We start from the raw sequence: 15,345 nt of genomic DNA on the forward strand, positions 1-15,345 counted from the left end.
GTACGGGCGATCACGAGAAGAGGTATTCCGACTCGAGAACCCTAGTGATGTCGAACGATCCTCTCATGGGTGGAGGGGGGATCAGGTCGGCATATTCGGTGGGTAGTTGTGCGCGGATTTCGTCAGCAAAAACCGCGAGCCAATCTTCGCGATATAGCTCTGCGAAGGTCTCTCTGAGGATGCTGCGTAGCTCATAGATATGAGAGGCATGCGTGGCGAAGCTGTCATGGACAACGCCCAGCGATCTGATGTTTCGGTCATGAGCGCGGTTCGCAACGCTCATTAAATGCGATGCGTCCATCGAGTGGATGAAGTTTGGCGAGATGGCGTTTTGCTGACGACGACTGTCGAGCGAACGGGTCTCTCTGCGGACCTGTAGGCGGATCGTGCGCCCAGCGTGAACGACGCTCACGAGACCGGCTTTGCGAGACTTGTAATCCTGCAAAATCGGGAGGCCGCACGGTGTGTTCCAACGCAACGGGATACCGGCGAGGGTGGTGATGCGGGCGACCTGTCGAAGCCATTGCATGGCATCGGTCGCTGCGACTACGGTATCTGAGAGTGCGGTCCAGATATGCCCGCCCATCCAGATCGACGCGGCGTAGTTGTCCTGACCGCCGAGGTACTTCTGACCGGACCTATCGAGCTCTCTGAGGGTCTCGTTGACCATTTCGTGGAAGCCATATCGGGTGGCCGAATAGACGTAGGTCATCACTGGACGCTTGGTGATCTTGCGGGTGATCTTGTCCTGCCAAACTGATGCGAATGGGTCATTGGTCGAAGCGATCTGACGACGCACCACTGCGGCGACTTCTTCATAGACATCGGCAGGTTTCGATGACGGTTCTAGATTGACGGCTGCTGCGCCTACTGGATCGAGAAGCAGTGCAGAGAAGTGTTGAAGGCCTGAGTTTGAACCATCGAGGGCAACCGGCAGATGGGTTATGTGATTGGGACCATCCCTCATGTATCCGGCCCATTCGACACATGCCGACAAGGCCATGAATGGCTTGTCGGCCTGCGCCCAGAAGCGTTGTCCGTCCAAGGGATCACAGGCGCTATCAATGATCAGGTCGGTATGCTGGAAGACCCATTCGACGCGCTCTTCAAATGAGATTTTATCGACGCCAAATTGGTTTGCGAGATGGACCGCGAGCCAACGTGCGCCCGCATCGGTGATGGGATGACCTTGAGCGAACTCGAGTAGAGCTCTTGAGAGATCGTCACCTTGTGGAGAGGGGCCAGATGCAGGGATGGGATAGACTCGGCCTCTGAAATCAACCGAATGCGGGAAGTAGATTTCGGACTCGGCGGCGAACTTTTCAGCGATCCAAATCTGCTGAGAGACCGCCAGACGGCGGCTTAGGCTTTTGCCATTTGAGTCATGGATAAAAGCTGCCTCTCTCTTCCATTGTGAACGAGCGATTTCGTTGTGGTCGAAGTCGTGCGGACGATCTGGAAGTGGGAGGGGTTCGCGGTGTGGGAGTCCACCAAGCTCACCGTTGCTGTCCCAGAGCTCTCTCGCGACGTTCAAAACGGTCTGATTGATGCGCCACGCGGTATCTTGAACCGCATTCACAGCGTCCATAACCGTCGAGAGATCGTAATGATCGAGGTCGCGGTGGTACGATGGGTTGGCCTGCTTGATCAGGCGATTGTTCACCTGTCGCGTGACGTACCCACCACGATTGGCGGTGGTCCAACGGCGCGGCCTGACCAGCATTGGAAGGTTCAGCGGTGCTAGGATTTCGCAACGTGCGTGTTGGCGCTCGAGCCAGTCGATTACCTCGGTGGTTGGACGAATGAACTTGGCGTTGCGACCGTTGGAATGGATTTCAAACAGGCCGGTTTGATCGCAAAGAATATCGATCAGTTTCATGCCGGTTCGGATTCTCAGGCCGAGCTCAATCACGAGGTCCACGCATTCGTCTGCGAATATTTTCTGGATAGCGCGGCGTTTTTTAGAAGAGCGGACATTGCCACGCTGACTGGCGATCAGTGCATCGGTCGCTCTCGCATGAACCTTGCGAAGCCGTGCCATTTGAATGTGTTCGATGATCGCATCTGCGACTGCGATTGCTGTCGCGGTTAGCTTCTTCTGCTCGACTGTTGCGTTCAAAACCACGCGGGCAGTCAGGAGGGCGGCTTCTTCCGCATCCACCATCTCTAAGAGATATGCGGCCTCGGGAATCCTTGCGCCGCCACCACTTCCAACGCGGTCTGTGAACTCTCGAATGGCATCGGCGCATGGCTCAATTGTTAGCCTGATGAGCTCGCGAGCGGCGATAGAGTCGGCTTCACTGTCGCGGCTTGAAGCCTGTGCCGACCACGGCATTGCGCGGTCTGCGCGATACCTTTCGATTCCCAATTGTCGTGATTGTTCTTCGAGCGCGATTTGGCGCTCAACTCTCTGTCGAAATGTCTCTTGTCCCATCCAGTATTTAGCAGGATGGGCGAGAAGTTATGACGGGTGTTAAGGCGTTGCAGTTGTGCGGTTAAGCTGTAGATTTGCAATCAAGTATCAATAAGGTGGGCTGCATGACTGAAGAACAAGACGTACTAGGAATGACCGCTGACATCGTGTCGGCCTACGTCAGTAATAATAATATCGCGGCTGACGCAGTGGCTGGTCTCATCCAGTCGGTTCATGCCTCGCTTAGCCAAATCGATCAGCCGATGGTCGAGGAATTGGTCGAGCAAAAAGAACCCGCTGTTCCGCTGCGCAAGTCGATCACACCGGACTTCCTGATTTGTCTGGAAGACGGTCGCAAGTTCAAGTCGCTGAAGCGCCACCTGCGTACCAAATATAATATGAGCCCCGAAGAATACCGCGAGAAGTGGGGTCTGGCCAAAGACTATCCCATGGTTGCGCCGAACTATGCCAAGGCCCGTTCCGATCTGGCCAAGCAAATGGGACTCGGTGTGGGCGGTCGTAAGCCAGCATCTGCAAAGCCGGTAGGTCGGCCAAGAAAGCCGACCGCCTGATGATTTGAAAAGGGGCTCCGGTCCCTTTTCTTTTGCCTATCTTGTTCTGCTTTTGTTCTCGTGCGATGACGCCTAATGAACTACGCACGGACTCCTCGCGAACTTGGCCGACAAGGCGGTAAGATCAAAGTTATCTGCTGTGCAAACCGCTGCACACATGAGGCCATCGTCAGTCCGCTCGAGTTGGTTCAAATGGGCTATGGCGACCACGCGCTAGATGCGATCTTCCGCCATTTCAAATGCCGCATGTGTGGGACTGGCAAGCCCACAATCCAAGTCGATTTGTGGATTGGTAAATGAAATCAATAGCATAATGAGTTGCTAAAAACTAAAAGCCTTGGACAGGGCTTTGAACAGGTTGTTCATAAGCCAATACCCTAATTAGGAAATATCCTAAGTAAAGTGAAATATCGGTAATCGGTCATCTCGCTTCGTCATCCTCCGGCGCTCGTAAGAGCGCCGGAGGATGACGGCGAAGGCTGGCGATTACCGACCCAACGTCCTATGCGGACCTCATAGGTTGTGAGGAAACGCCCATGCAGATTTCAGATCAGATTGTTCTCGTCACCGGCGGTGCGCGTGGGGTGGGTGCGGCAACCGTCCGCGCCTTTGCCAACGAAGGCGCCCGCGTGGTCATCAACTGGCGCAACAGCGCCGATGCGGCACAGTCTCTGGCAGAGGAACTGGGTAACCGCGTCATTGCCCTTCAGGCAGATGTGACCGATCGCGCCAGCGTCGAGGCCATGCTTTCAGCGGCGAACAGCCATTTTGGTGCGCCCGTCACCACGGTGGTCAACAACGCGCTGGACTACAGCTTTAACGGCGATGCCCGCTCCCAGATGGAGACCATCGGCTGGGACGAGTTCGCCAGCCAGTTCGATACCGTCATCAAGGGCGCGCTGAACGTCATCCAAGCCGCGACCCCCGCCATGAAGGCGCAGGGCTTTGGCCGTGTCATCAATATCGGCACCAACCTCGTGCAAAACCCTGTCGTGCCGTACCACGACTATACGGCGGCCAAGGCGGCCTTGATGAGCCTGACCCGCACAGCCGCAGGCGACCTTGGCCCGCTGGGCATTACGGTGAACATGGTGTCCGGCGGTCTGCTGCGCACGACCGATGCCAGTGCCGCCACCCCCGATGCCGTATTCGACCTGATCGCGGGCATGACTCCGCTTCGCAGCGTGACGACCCCGCAAGAGTTCGCCGACGCCATCCTGTTCTTCGCCTCGCCGTGGAGCCGCGCCGTCACCGGCCAGAACCTCGTCGTTGATGGCGGTCTGGTGCGCGACTGATCGGGTTTTCGGGAACGGCCTGTGCGCGGCTTCGTTCTTCTGTAACAGCAACAGGAGACAGTCAGATGATCAAATGGGCTTTGATATTCGCGGTAATCGCCATTGTGGCAGGCATATTGGGCTTTGGCGGGATTGCCGGAGCGGCCGCAGGCATTGCCAAGTTTCTGGCCATTCTGGCGCTGATCGTCTTCCTGATTTTTCTGGTCCTCGGCTTTACCGTGGCCAAGAAGATCGTCGATTAAATAAAAAAGCCCCGACCGAATGGTCGGGGCTTTTTCTATTCGCTCACAGGCGGACTACAGCACGCCCATGATGCGGCGTTTCTGGGATTCGTATTCGTCCGACGAGATGGCACCGCTGTCGCGAAGGGCCGCGTAGCGGGCCAGTTCGTCCACCGCCGACATTTTGGGCGCAGAGTTTGCCGACAACTGGTTGATGAGCTGGTTGTTCTGCTGGGCGGCCATGCCCGGGATCAGGAAAATATCCACCAGCAGCCAGACACCCAGCGGGATCAGGAACAACAGGCCCAGACCCAAGGCCCAGACCGTCATCCATCCCACAATGAACAGAACCAGCATCCCGACGGCAGAGCCGGTGCGGCCCAGATAGAAACGGTGCGCGCCCACACTGCCCAGGAAGAACCACAGCACATAGGCCAGCCCTGTAGACTTCTTGTTGTTCTGGAAAGCCATCATGGCTTGCGTGTCATGACTTAGATTGGACATCGGTGATGCCGTCCCCTTGAAACCCATTGGTTGTGCAGGGAATATCACTCTCACCTAAAGCTTAGCATTATGTTTGCGGCACGGTTTTAGAACGCTAAAGACGTAGCCACAGGAATGCTCGGGAGGGCGTGGATGAAAAGACTGATTATCCAGATCGTCGCCATCGGTCTGGCGGTGGCAGTGGTCTATTTCATTCGCCAGCTTTTCGGGGACTGGGATTATACCAAGCGCGTCGAGAACCTGACCTTTATGCTAAAGGCCGGTTTCGCGGTGGTGGTTGGCGTAGCGGGCCTGTTTGTGGGCCTGTTCATGTATTACCGCGACAGCAAGGCCAAACAGAAAGCCGCTAGAGATGCGACGCCCGACCAGCTCTAGATCGAGAAGCTGACGCCGCAGCCACAGCTGGACGAGGCATTGGGGTTCTTGATGACGAACTGCGCACCGGCCAGTTCGTCGACAAAGTCGATGACCGAGTCCTTCAGGAACGGCACCGATACCGCGTCCACCAGTGCGGTCTGACCTTCCAGCTCGATCTTCAGATCGTCTGCTTCGGCGCTTTCGACCAGATCCATCAGATACTGGAACCCCGAACAGCCACCGCCCTCGACGGCGACGCGCAGCATCAGCGCCTTGCCCTCGGCCTGCGACAGGGCCGCCAGACGACGGGCCGCGCTTGGCGACAGGGTGATACCTTCGGGGGTGCGGGCAGAGATCGAAAAGGTCACTTGTGGATTATTCTGTGGATTGGACGGGTCTTACAGGCTTCTATATGTGGTGCCTTGGGCCATTAAGATAGGCCTGTAGTCTTCAAAGATGATGTCGTGATCCAGAACGAACGCGCTTCTTACGCCGAAAAACACGAAAACAGCCTTGGCCGCCGGATCCCCGAGCCGCCCAGCCGTACCCGTACCCCCTTTGCGCGTGACCGTGACCGCATTATCCACGCCACCGCCTTTCGCCGTCTGAAAGAAAAGACGCAGGTCTTTGTGGCGCATGAAGGCGATACCTATCGCACGCGCCTGACCCATTCGCTGGAAGTCGCCCAGATTGCGCGATCGCTGGCCCATGCGCTTCGTCTTGATGACGATCTGGCCGAGACGATTGCTCTGGCCCACGACCTTGGCCACCCGCCTTTTTCGCATGCGGGCGAGGACGAGTTGTCCGAGCTGATGGCCGACTATGGCGGCTTTGACCACAACGTCCAAAGCTTCCGCGTCGTGACCGAGCTTGAGCTGCGCTATCCGGCGTTTGCGGGTCTGAACCTGTCGTGGGAAACGGTCGAGGGCGTGGTCAAGCATAACGGCCCCGTCCTGCATCACCTTGATGAACCGGCATGGGCCAAGGTCGCCGAATACCACACTGGCGGGGCCATGAACTGGGACCTGCGCCTTGGTACCTTTGCCTCGCTGGAAGCCCAGTGCGCGGCCATTGCCGATGACATTGCCTATAACAACCATGACGTGGATGACGGGGTTCAGGCGGGTTTGTTCACGCTGAACGACCTGATGGACATTCCGCTGATCGGTCCGGCCATTGCGGCGGCGCGTGCAGACTGGCCGCATGTGGATGACCGTATGCTGCGCCTCGAGGCCGTGCGCCGCATGATCGGGGTCATGGTCGATGATGTTCTGGCCGAGACCGAACACCGTCTGAAATCGCACCGCATCGAAACCCCCGAGGATGTGCGTCTCGCCCCCGAGACCCTGGTCCAGTTTTCCGCCGGTATGATGCAGGAGCTGTCGGTCCTGCGCCGCTTCCTGTTCGAGCGCATGTATCGCCACTACCGCGTCAACCGCACCCGCAGTCAGGCAAGGCGTGTTCTGGCGCAGCTGTTCAATCTGGCCATGGCCGAGCCGGAGGTTCTGCCGCCCGAGTGGCAAAAGGCGGCGATGACCCCCGATCGTACCGCCCGCGCCCGCGCCGTTTGCGATTATATCGCCGGTATGACCGACAGATATGCCATCGAAGTGCACAGAAAGCTGTTCAGTCTCGACCTCGCCCTCGATCTATGATTCGAAAGAGGCGGGGCGGGACGATAAAATGACTGTGGCCCCGTACCGATTCGCGGGGTTGTACCCGAGCTAAAGGCGCGACCATGTCCTATGACGACGACAACCGGGGCTATCCCCAAAACGGCCAGCAGAATGGTCGCGATCAGGGCCGTGATCGCGGTGCCTATACGCCGCCGACCGGCGATGACGACCTGCCGTTCAACCGCAGCGGCTATGACCCGCGCCGTGCGCCGCAATCCAAATCGCCGCCGCTGACCCTGATTATCAGCGCGGTTGTGCTGTTGCTGCTGGTGGTGGCGGTGGCGCTGTTCTACCGCTCGGGCCTGCGTTCCTCGACCGATGCCCCGCCTGCCGTGGGCACGCCGGTTGAAACCATGAAGGTGGAATCGCCGCTGGACGCCCAGCCGGTTGATCCCGAAGAAGGTATCCGCGTCTATCGCGATACGGCCGCTCCCGAAGGTGTCACCCCGACCCTGACCCCTGGCCCCGAAGAAGTTCTGCCGCGTCCGGCCCCGTCGCTGGAAGCACCGGCACCGGTTTCGGCAACCCCGCCGCCTGCGCCTAAGGCCGCACCTGTGACCACCGCTCCGGCTCCGGTTAAGACGGCTCCGGTCATGACCGCACCGGCGGCACCCAAGGCTGCAGCGCCTGCGGCTCCGGCACCCGCCGCAGCCTCCGGCTCGTCGCGCGTCCAGATCGGCGCCTTCTCCTCGCGTGCCATTGCTGACCAGCAATATGCCACCGTCGCCGGTCGTCACGGCCAGTATGCGTCGGGTGCAACCAAGGGCGTCGAGGCTGTGACCCTGCCGAACGGCAACACGGTTTACCGCACCACCTTCAACGGCCTGAGCCGTGAACGGGCCAATGCCTTCTGCGCGGCGATCAAGTCGTCGGGCGGCGACTGCCTCGTTCGCTAAGACAGGATCTGGACCGTGGTTTCTGCCGTCATCTTCGGCTGTGCGGGTTATCGGCTTTCGGCGGAGGAGAAATCCTTCTTCGCCGAGGCCAATCCGTGGGGCTTTATTCTTTTCCGACGTAATGTCGAAAGCCCCGATCAGGTAAAGGCTCTGGTTCAGGAACTGCGCGCTTCAGTCGGCCGTGATGACGCGCCGGTCCTGATCGATCAGGAAGGCGGACGGGTACAGCGCCTCGGCCCGCCCTTCTGGCCCAAATACCCGCCAGGTGCCGCCTATCTTCAGGCTGCAAACGGCGATGTCGCCAAGGCGCGCGAACTGGTGCGCCTCGGTGCGCGTCTGATGGCGCATGATCTTCATGAACTGGGGATCAATGTGGACTGTGTGCCGGTGCTGGATGTGCCGGTGCCGGATGCCCACGACATTATCGGCGACCGCGCCTATGCCCGTGATCCGCAAACCGTCGCCCGTCTGGGCCGTGCCGCTGCCGAGGGTATGCTGGCGGGCGGTGTCCTGCCGATCATCAAACATATTCCGGGCCATGGCCGCGCCTTTTCGGACAGCCACCATGACCTGCCGGTGGTGGAAACGCCGCTGGCCGAGCTGGACGCATGGGACTTTGTGCCCTTCCGCGCCAACTCGGACATGCCGATGGCCATGACCGCCCACGTCGTCTTTACGGCTGTGGACGACAAGGAACCTGCCACCACCTCAAAGGCCGGTATCCGCCTGATGCGTGATCATCTGGGCTTTGGCGGTCTGATTATGTGTGACGACCTGTCGATGAATGCCCTGCAAGGCACTCTGGCCCAGCGGGCACAGCGTTCCATTGCGGCGGGCTGTGACATGCTGCTGCATTGTAATGGCAAGCTGGACGAAATGGCCGCGATCAGGAAGGTCACGCCGTCTCTGAAAGGCGATGCCAAGGTCCGGGCCGACGCCGCCCTTGCCCGTATCGTGCGACTGCCCGAACCGCTGGATGTGGACGCCGAACGCGCCCGCTTCTTTGCGGCGATGGATGGACGCTTCGAGGCCGCGCGCGGCCCCGATGTCGGTGAAGCCCAAGCGCCGATCCTGGCATAATTAAGAGAAAGGGCAGGGGGAAATGACCGACGCCTTCCAGCCCAATCTCGACTTCACCGCGGTCCATCAGGCCGAGGCGAAGGAAACCTTTGTGGTCGATCTCGAAGGCTATGAAGGCCCGCTGCACGTCCTGTTGGAACTGGCGCGCGGGCAAAAGGTCGACCTTCTAAAACTGTCCATCACCCGCTTGGCCGAGCAGTATCTGCTGTTCGTTCACGAAGCGCGTCGCCGCAACTTCTCGCTGGCCGCCGACTATCTGGTGATGGCCTCGTGGCTGGCCTATCTGAAATCGCGCCTGCTGATCCCGCGCAACGAGAAGGACAAGGGCGAAGAACTGCCCGCCGAGCAGATGGCCGCGGCACTGGCCTTTCGCCTGCAAAAGCTGGAAGCCATGCGCACCGCTGTTGGCCATCTGACCAAGCGCCCGCAACTGGGCCGCGATGTCTTTATGCGCGGCGATCCCGAACAGACGGTCATCATCCCGTCCGATCAGGTGGATGCCAGTCTGTACGAACTGATGGGTGCCTATGTGCATCAGCGCGTGAAGCAGGAACGCCGCAACTATAATCCGGGCCAGCGCGTCGAAGCCTTCCAGCTGGAAGCCGCCCGCGACTGGCTGCGCGAGATCATGCCGCGCCTTGCCGAATGGACCCCGCTGGAACGGGTGGCCCCGCAACGCCCCGATGACCATGAAGGCCCGACACAGGCCAGCTATACAGCCTCGACCCTGTCGGCCTCGCTGGAACTGGTGAAAGAAGGCGGCATGGACATCCGGCAAGAAAAGCCGTTTGACGAAATCTGGTTGAAGCGCCGTGGACCCGGTGAGCCTTTGGAACTGCTGCCGTGAGCCTCGACTTTACGCCTGACCATGAAGAAATAGAACGTCGCATCGAGGCGTTACTTTTTGCCGCAGCTGCGCCGCTGTCGCGCGAGGAGCTGGCACGACGCCTGCCCGAAGGGGCCGATGTGTCGGGCGCCCTGACCGCGCTTCAGCAACGCTATGCCGGTCGCGGCGTGGAGTTGGACAGTGTGGCGGGCCGCTATCGTTTCCGCACCGCCGAGGACCTTGGCTTCCTGATGACCGAAGAGCGCGAGGAGCCGCGCCGCCTGTCCAAGGCAGCGTTGGAAACGCTTGCCATCATCGCCTATCACCAGCCCTGCACCCGTGCCGAGGTCGAGAGCGTGCGCGGCGTTTCCTTGTCCAAAGGCACGCTGGATGTACTGCTGGAGATGGGGTTTGTGCGTCTGCGTGGGCGTCGACGCACCCCCGGGCGACCTGTCACCTATGGTACGACCGACCGATTCCTCGAACATTTCGGCCTTGCCGGTCTTTATGATCTGCCGGGTGTGCAGGAAATGAAGGCGGCGGGCCTGCTGGACCTGTCCATGCCGGTCGGATTCGAAGTGCCCGATCCGTCGCGCCTGTCCGATGAAGACGGCGAAGATTTGCTGTCCGGTATCGATCCGGAGGCGCCCGAATTTGCCCAGGATTTCGTCAGCGAAGACAGCGAGTCGTAGGCGAAAGGGCGGCGGAACGTTGCACCCAATAAGAAACCGCTGAAAATCATGCACTTAAGTCGCGACTTGTTCGCCTTGACCTGAAGCCCCTGCATCTGTAGGTTCCGCGCGAAATTCAGACCCCTGCCGAACTTGTTTGGCTCTGAGCGAATTGGCCATGTCCTCACCTACGGAATCGCGCGAAGAGGCGATCGCACGCCTCACCAAAAGCGCTTCTGCACTTGAGGCACGTACGCGCACCGAAGTTGTCGCGTCGGCCGAGGCTCAGAAGGTCGTCAGTCAGGCTTGGCGCATCGTTGCCGAACTGATCGGCGGCGTATTTATAGGTCTGGGTATCGGGGCAGGTATCGACTGGATGTTCGATACCCGTCCTGCAGGCATAGTGGGCGGTGTCCTTTTGGGCTTCGCTCTGTCCATTTTTATGGCCCGTCGTACAGCCAACCGGCTGATGGCAGAGGCCAAGGCACTCGGTGAAGTCCCTGCGGGCGAGCCGGTTGTCGAGCTAAACGAAGACGAGGAACGATAGGCTCCATGGCCGGTCCGATTGAACAATTTGAGGTCAAGCCGCTCGTAGAGTTCGGCACGGTCAATGTTCCCGTTTTGGGCGAGCAAGTGATCGCCATCACCAATTCGCACGTCGCTATGACACTTGCGTTTGCTGCCGTGGTGGGCTTCCTGACGCTGGCTACCAGCAAGAATTCCGTCGTTCCGGGCCGTATGCAGGCTGCGGGCGAAACCATGTTCGGCATGGTTGACGGTCTGACCTCGTCGATCATCGGTCACGAGGGCAAGAAATACTTCCCGTTCGCCTTCACCATGTTCATGCTGGTTCTGTCGATGAACCTGCTGGGCATGTTCCTGACCTTCACGGCGACCTCGCAACTGGCTGTCACCATGACGCTGGGCCTGATCTCCTTCCTGACCGTTGTCGTTGTCGGCTTCGTCAAGAACGGTCTGGGCTTCTTCAAGCTGTTCTGGCCTGTGGGCGCGCCGCTGCTGCTGCGTCCGGTCGTCGGCCTGATCGAGTTTGTTTCGTTCCTGCTGCGTCCGGCCACTCTGGCGCTTCGTCTGTTCGGTAACATGCTGGGCGGCCACGTCGCCCTGAAGATCTTTGCTCAGTTTGTTGTACAACTGGGTGCCGTGGCTATCGCCACCGGCGGTATTGCCTACGCCTTCTTCGGCGTTGCAGCCCTGTCGCTGGGTATGACGGTTGCGATGACCGCACTAGAGTTTCTGGTGGCCTTCCTTCAGGCCTTCGTTTTCACTGTTCTGACCTGCATCTACCTCAATGATGTGGTCAACCTGGGTGACGGCCACTAAGGCCTGAAACCAGTTCGCTTAAACCCTACCTTCTAACGCTCTCTCGATTTAGGAACATCATTATGGAAGCTGAAGCCGCAAAGTACATCGGCGCTGGTCTGGCCACCCTCGGCATGATCGGTTCGGCCCTGGCCGTTGGTAACATCTTCGGTAACTTCCTGGCTGGCGCTCTGCGCAACCCGGCTGCTGCTGCCTCGCAAGTCGGCAACCTGTTCGTTGGCGCTGCTCTGGCAGAAGCCCTGGGCATCCTGGCCTTCGTGCTGGGCGTCCTGATGATCTTCGGCTAAATCTAGCCTTACGAAGACCACACAGTATCGACGGCGCGTAGGTTCGCCCTACGCGCCGTTGTCCTGATCTATAGACAGACGGACCATGGCCGCAGAACCCACACTCGAAGCACCGATCGGCGACGTAGCCGCCGAGACCCATGCCTCCACCGAGCACGCCTCGGGCGGCCTGCCCCAGTTCGAATTGCAACACTGGGTTGGCCAGATCGGCTATCTGCTGATCCTGTTCGCCATCACCTATGTGCTGATTGCCAAGGTGTTCGCGCCGCGTATGCGCCGCGTCATCGACGAACGTACCGCAACCATCGACGGTGCTATTGCCACCGCCCGTTCGGTTCAAATCGAAGCTGAAGCCCAGGCTGAAGCTGCTCGCGCCGAGGTCGACAAGGCCCGCGCCGACGCCCGCGCCACCGCAACTGCTGCGAAGGCTCGCGTCACCGAAGAATTCAACGCCCGTCTGGCTGCCGACGAAGCTGTCGTCGGTGCCCGCATCGCCGAGGCCGAAGCCAAGATTGCTGCGACCCGCGATGCTGCCATGGGTAACGTCACCACCATCGCTACGGACGCGACCAGCGCTATGGTCGAACGTCTGACCGGCAAGGCTCCGACCGCTGCCGAGCTGAACGCGACCATCAAGGGAGCTGCCTGATATGCCCGCCTTTCTGACTGGCCATTTCTGGGACATCTCCAACCCTGAATTCTGGGTTGCCATTGGCCTTGTGATCTTCTTCGCCATCGTTGTGATGGCTGGCGTTCCGAAGCTGGTTGCTGCCGGTCTTGATGCCAAGGCTGCCAAGATCCAGTCCGACCTCGACGAAGCCGCCCGTCTGCGCACCGAAGCCGAAGCCATGCTGGCCCAGATCCGCAAGGAAAAGGCCGAGGCCGAAGCCCAAGCTGCCGAACTGCTGGCCACCGCCGAAGCCGAGGCCAAGCGCCTCGAAGCCGAAGCCAAGGTCCGTATCGAGGAATCGACCGCTCGCCGCGAAGCTCTGGCCGAGCGCCGTATCGCTCAGGCCGAAGCCGAAGCCACCCGCGAAGTGAAGTCGGCGGCTGCTGACCTTGCTGCCAAGGCGGCTCAGGAAATCCTGTCGGCGCGCATCGCCGGTGCCAAGACCGATCCGGCGCTGGACGCTGCGATCAGCCAACTGGCCGGAAAGCTGAACTAAGTAAGTTGAACTAGGATTTAGACCGCAAGGTCTGAACGTCAAAAGGCCCCGCATTTTGCGGGGCCTTTTTTCGTAGTCGTAATCATTACGGACTATGCCGCGCCACGCCTAGTGGGCGGGGGCTGCACCGACCGGATGGACGTGATGTTTGTCACGTTGAAGCAGGCGATTGAAGGTCGCACCCAGCACAGCGCCATAGACAGCGTGGGTAGCCAGCATCCAGGCGATGATATCGAAACCGCCGGATGGCAGGATCCTCTGGCCGGGGACAATCATGATGACATAGATCATCAGAACCACCCATGCACCGACGGCAAAGGTGATCCCCTTGGCCATAGGCACCTTGGTGGGCAGGCGGTCATAGATCAGGCCAAAGGCCGTCCCCAGGATCACGATACCCATCAGGATGTGTAGCGCCCATCCCGCCGCGACATTGCCGGGCATGCCGAACATCTTGGCGACGATCAGCGGAAAAGCGGGGAACATCTTGAGTGCGAACATATTCACGGCCTCAAGGACCGAGACAACTGCAGTTGCAGCCACACCGGCAATCATGCCGTTTTTTACGCGTGACATCATTAGTATAGCGCCTCCCAACGCCAACACACCGAGACTACGCAAAACCAGAGTATGCCTTTTTCGAGCGAATGTCGAAAAACACTGTTCACTTTAGCGTGCGAGCCTTGGCCATAAGGCGCGGCAAGGCAATCTGCGGGGCAGGGAAGGGGCTGTTGGCCGGTCTTAGAAGTGGCGTTTACGGCTGCTGCGCAGGCCACGCGTGCGGTTACGCATGGCGCGACGATACATGCAGCGGATACGGCGGCGCATACGCGGCAGGGCGCGGTGACGCTTTGAGCGTACCACCAGTTTCTCGACGCGCAGGGCCTGTTGCCAGAACACAGGCGCGATCTCGGGGTTTTTACGCATCAGGCGACGGAACGGGTAAACCCATTTCGGCTTGGCCTTCTGTGCCTTGATGAACTGGCGCTTGGCCCAATACGAATGGCGCAGCACCAGGATCAGACCCAGCGTGATGACCGGAATACCGCCCGGACCCGGCAGGGGCGAGATGATGATCCCGATCAGGATAATGAACACACCCAGCGTCATCATGGCCAAACGGCGCATGCGGTTCTTCGACGCCGGACGGCGCGAAGGTTGCGGCAGGGAGGTCAGAACCAGAGACACGGGCGCAGCAGTCTTTTCGGGAGGGATCGGGAAACGTCTAAAGGCAAAATCGGGGAGAACTGTATCGAGTGGCGATACCATCCTAGATTGGTGGCCGAACGATGACTGCTAGGTGAACAAGGTGTCATGGACCCACAAAAGAAAACGCCGTGTCCCTAAAGACACGGCGTTCGCTTAAGCATCAGGGTTCAAACAGGCGTTAGGCCGCCTGATTGGAGCCTTCAGGCTTGACCCAGCGCAGCTTGGGCGAGCGGGCGGCCTTGGTCTCGTCCAGACGACGCAACGGCGCGTGGAACGGTGCACCCTTGAAGCGTTCGACGTCACCGTCCTTGGCCGCTTGCGCCAGCAGACGCATGGCGTGGATGAAGCGGTCCAACTCGGCCTTGGATTCCGTTTCGGTCGGCTCGATCAGCATCGCGCCATGCACCACCAGCGGGAAGTACATGGTCATCGGGTGGAAGCCCTCGTCGATCATCGCCTTGGCGAAATCGAGCGTGGTGATGTCCGTACCCTTGAGCCATTCGTCGTCGAACAGGGCTTCGTGCATGCACGGGCCGTCCGGGAAGGCGGGGCTCATCAGGTCCTCGAGGCGGGCCTTGATGTAGTTGGCGTTCAGCACGGCATCCTCGGCCACCTGACGCAGACCGTCAGAGCCGTGGGACATCATGTAGGACAGGGCGCGCACATACATGCCCATCTGCCCCTGGAAGGCGCACAGACGGCCAAAGGCCTGTTCGGCCTCGTCCTCTTCACGCTCGACCAGTTTGTAGCCGTCACCGGTGTTCACGACCCAAGGGGCGGGTGCGAACGGAGCCAGAGCTTCGGACAGCACCACCGGACCTGCGCCCGGAC

At 59.7% G+C, this 15,345-nt stretch carries 19 protein-coding genes and 1 pseudogene; 14 read left to right on the forward strand and 6 right to left on the reverse strand.

Features of this window, described 5'->3' with window-relative positions:
* Positions 1 to 10 precede the first annotated feature (10 nt).
* A complete protein-coding gene (locus RSB01_RS05340) occupies positions 11 to 2,335 on the reverse strand; it encodes a DNA-directed RNA polymerase (RefSeq protein ID WP_332625143.1) in 2,325 nt (774 codons plus the stop codon).
* A gap of 203 nt (positions 2,336 to 2,538) precedes the next feature.
* On the opposite strand from RSB01_RS05340, the gene RSB01_RS05345 reads away from it, so the two are divergent.
* From RSB01_RS05345 to RSB01_RS05355, 3 genes are all read left to right on the forward strand, one after another.
* The gene (locus RSB01_RS05345; RefSeq protein WP_332620042.1) at positions 2,539 to 2,985 is read left to right on the forward strand and encodes a MucR family transcriptional regulator; all 447 of its coding nucleotides are present in this window, start codon (positions 2,539 to 2,541) and stop codon (positions 2,983 to 2,985) included.
* Positions 2,986 to 3,521: 536 nt separating this feature from the next.
* Positions 3,522 to 4,280, forward strand: coding sequence for a 3-oxoacyl-ACP reductase (locus RSB01_RS05350; RefSeq protein ID WP_332625144.1), 759 nt, complete (start codon positions 3,522 to 3,524; stop codon positions 4,278 to 4,280).
* Between the two features lie 65 nt (positions 4,281 to 4,345).
* Entirely contained in the window at positions 4,346 to 4,522 is a 177-nt protein-coding gene (locus tag RSB01_RS05355; protein ID WP_167176351.1) for a DUF1328 family protein, read from the forward strand.
* 54 nt (positions 4,523 to 4,576) lie between these two features.
* On the opposite strand, the gene RSB01_RS05360 is transcribed toward RSB01_RS05355, so the two are convergent.
* Positions 4,577 to 5,005 (reverse strand): NINE protein, encoded by a 429-nt coding sequence (locus RSB01_RS05360; RefSeq protein WP_332620037.1) that lies wholly within the window; start codon positions 5,003 to 5,005, stop codon positions 4,577 to 4,579.
* 132 nt (positions 5,006 to 5,137) lie between these two features.
* Between RSB01_RS05360 and RSB01_RS05365 the strand changes: the two genes are divergently transcribed.
* Positions 5,138 to 5,380 (forward strand): hypothetical protein, encoded by a 243-nt coding sequence (locus tag RSB01_RS05365; protein ID WP_332625146.1) that lies wholly within the window; start codon positions 5,138 to 5,140, stop codon positions 5,378 to 5,380.
* On the opposite strand, the gene erpA is transcribed toward RSB01_RS05365, so the two are convergent.
* On the reverse strand, positions 5,377 to 5,730 hold the full coding sequence (gene erpA / locus RSB01_RS05370; protein ID WP_332620196.1) for an iron-sulfur cluster insertion protein ErpA: 354 nt from the start codon (positions 5,728 to 5,730) through the stop codon (positions 5,377 to 5,379). The genes RSB01_RS05365 and erpA overlap by 4 nt on opposite strands.
* A 99-nt stretch (positions 5,731 to 5,829) precedes the next feature.
* Between erpA and RSB01_RS05375 the strand changes: the two genes are divergently transcribed.
* The 10 genes from RSB01_RS05375 (at position 5,830) to RSB01_RS05420 (ending at position 13,305) form a co-directional block, all read left to right on the forward strand.
* Positions 5,830 to 7,017: a deoxyguanosinetriphosphate triphosphohydrolase gene (locus tag RSB01_RS05375; protein WP_332625152.1), complete on the forward strand. Its 1,188-nt coding sequence runs from the start codon at positions 5,830 to 5,832 to the stop codon at positions 7,015 to 7,017.
* A gap of 83 nt (positions 7,018 to 7,100) precedes the next feature.
* Positions 7,101 to 7,934 carry an SPOR domain-containing protein gene (locus RSB01_RS05380; protein ID WP_332591410.1) on the forward strand — a complete coding sequence of 278 codons (834 nt, stop codon included), beginning with the start codon at positions 7,101 to 7,103 and terminating at the stop codon, positions 7,932 to 7,934.
* A gap of 15 nt (positions 7,935 to 7,949) precedes the next feature.
* Positions 7,950 to 9,014 (forward strand): beta-N-acetylhexosaminidase, encoded by a 1,065-nt coding sequence (gene nagZ / locus RSB01_RS05385; protein ID WP_332591409.1) that lies wholly within the window; start codon positions 7,950 to 7,952, stop codon positions 9,012 to 9,014.
* Positions 9,015 to 9,036: 22 nt separating this feature from the next.
* On the forward strand, positions 9,037 to 9,861 hold the full coding sequence (locus RSB01_RS05390; RefSeq protein ID WP_332591408.1) for a ScpA family protein: 825 nt from the start codon (positions 9,037 to 9,039) through the stop codon (positions 9,859 to 9,861).
* Entirely contained in the window at positions 9,858 to 10,532 is a 675-nt protein-coding gene (gene scpB / locus RSB01_RS05395; RefSeq protein WP_332591407.1) for an SMC-Scp complex subunit ScpB, read from the forward strand. The genes RSB01_RS05390 and scpB overlap by 4 nt, the downstream gene beginning before the upstream one ends.
* Positions 10,533 to 10,689: 157 nt before the next feature.
* Complete coding sequence (locus tag RSB01_RS05400; RefSeq protein ID WP_332625147.1) at positions 10,690 to 11,058, forward strand: AtpZ/AtpI family protein; 369 nt, start codon at positions 10,690 to 10,692, stop codon at positions 11,056 to 11,058.
* 5 nt (positions 11,059 to 11,063) lie between these two features.
* On the forward strand, positions 11,064 to 11,852 hold the full coding sequence (locus RSB01_RS05405) for a F0F1 ATP synthase subunit A (RefSeq protein ID WP_332591405.1): 789 nt from the start codon (positions 11,064 to 11,066) through the stop codon (positions 11,850 to 11,852).
* Between the two features lie 62 nt (positions 11,853 to 11,914).
* The gene (locus RSB01_RS05410; protein WP_332591404.1) at positions 11,915 to 12,139 is read left to right on the forward strand and encodes a F0F1 ATP synthase subunit C; all 225 of its coding nucleotides are present in this window, start codon (positions 11,915 to 11,917) and stop codon (positions 12,137 to 12,139) included.
* Between the two features lie 85 nt (positions 12,140 to 12,224).
* A complete protein-coding gene (locus tag RSB01_RS05415; protein WP_332591403.1) occupies positions 12,225 to 12,788 on the forward strand; it encodes a hypothetical protein in 564 nt (187 codons plus the stop codon).
* Between the two features lies 1 nt (position 12,789).
* On the forward strand, positions 12,790 to 13,305 hold the full coding sequence (locus RSB01_RS05420; protein ID WP_332591402.1) for a F0F1 ATP synthase subunit B: 516 nt from the start codon (positions 12,790 to 12,792) through the stop codon (positions 13,303 to 13,305).
* A 108-nt stretch (positions 13,306 to 13,413) separates the two neighbouring features.
* Here the strand turns inward: RSB01_RS05420 and RSB01_RS05425 are convergent, their stop codons facing one another.
* The 3 genes and pseudogenes from RSB01_RS05425 to RSB01_RS05435 all read right to left on the reverse strand — a co-directional run.
* Positions 13,414 to 13,884: a DUF6789 family protein gene (locus tag RSB01_RS05425; protein ID WP_332619483.1), complete on the reverse strand. Its 471-nt coding sequence runs from the start codon at positions 13,882 to 13,884 to the stop codon at positions 13,414 to 13,416.
* A 162-nt stretch (positions 13,885 to 14,046) separates the two neighbouring features.
* The gene (locus tag RSB01_RS05430) at positions 14,047 to 14,493 is read right to left on the reverse strand and encodes a PGPGW domain-containing protein (RefSeq protein ID WP_332625150.1); all 447 of its coding nucleotides are present in this window, start codon (positions 14,491 to 14,493) and stop codon (positions 14,047 to 14,049) included.
* Between the two features lie 199 nt (positions 14,494 to 14,692).
* Positions 14,693 to 15,345: pseudogene (locus RSB01_RS05435) on the reverse strand (aminomethyl-transferring glycine dehydrogenase subunit GcvPB); the annotation flags it as partial.

This window comes from Brevundimonas sp. (assembly GCF_036659295.1).
In the GTDB taxonomy this organism is placed as follows: Bacteria; Pseudomonadota; Alphaproteobacteria; order Caulobacterales; family Caulobacteraceae; genus Brevundimonas.

What these genes read in the sequence shown, in the direction of transcription:
- RSB01_RS05340 (WP_332625143.1), bottom strand. Translation starts at nt 2,335, where the DNA reads ATGCCGTGGTCGGCACAGGCTTCAAGCCGCGACAGTGAAGCCGACTCT.
- RSB01_RS05345 (WP_332620042.1), top strand. Translation starts at nt 2,539, where the DNA reads ATGACTGAAGAACAAGACGTACTAGGAATGACCGCTGACATCGTGTCG.
- RSB01_RS05350 (WP_332625144.1), top strand. Translation starts at nt 3,522, where the DNA reads ATGCAGATTTCAGATCAGATTGTTCTCGTCACCGGCGGTGCGCGTGGG.
- RSB01_RS05355 (WP_167176351.1), top strand. Translation starts at nt 4,346, where the DNA reads ATGATCAAATGGGCTTTGATATTCGCGGTAATCGCCATTGTGGCAGGC.
- RSB01_RS05360 (WP_332620037.1), bottom strand. Translation starts at nt 5,005, where the DNA reads ATGTCCAATCTAAGTCATGACACGCAAGCCATGATGGCTTTCCAGAAC.
- RSB01_RS05365 (WP_332625146.1), top strand. Translation starts at nt 5,138, where the DNA reads ATGAAAAGACTGATTATCCAGATCGTCGCCATCGGTCTGGCGGTGGCA.
- RSB01_RS05380 (WP_332591410.1), top strand. Translation starts at nt 7,101, where the DNA reads ATGTCCTATGACGACGACAACCGGGGCTATCCCCAAAACGGCCAGCAG.
- RSB01_RS05390 (WP_332591408.1), top strand. Translation starts at nt 9,037, where the DNA reads ATGACCGACGCCTTCCAGCCCAATCTCGACTTCACCGCGGTCCATCAG.
- RSB01_RS05400 (WP_332625147.1), top strand. Translation starts at nt 10,690, where the DNA reads ATGTCCTCACCTACGGAATCGCGCGAAGAGGCGATCGCACGCCTCACC.
- RSB01_RS05405 (WP_332591405.1), top strand. Translation starts at nt 11,064, where the DNA reads ATGGCCGGTCCGATTGAACAATTTGAGGTCAAGCCGCTCGTAGAGTTC.
- RSB01_RS05410 (WP_332591404.1), top strand. Translation starts at nt 11,915, where the DNA reads ATGGAAGCTGAAGCCGCAAAGTACATCGGCGCTGGTCTGGCCACCCTC.
- RSB01_RS05415 (WP_332591403.1), top strand. Translation starts at nt 12,225, where the DNA reads ATGGCCGCAGAACCCACACTCGAAGCACCGATCGGCGACGTAGCCGCC.
- RSB01_RS05420 (WP_332591402.1), top strand. Translation starts at nt 12,790, where the DNA reads ATGCCCGCCTTTCTGACTGGCCATTTCTGGGACATCTCCAACCCTGAA.
- RSB01_RS05425 (WP_332619483.1), bottom strand. Translation starts at nt 13,884, where the DNA reads ATGATGTCACGCGTAAAAAACGGCATGATTGCCGGTGTGGCTGCAACT.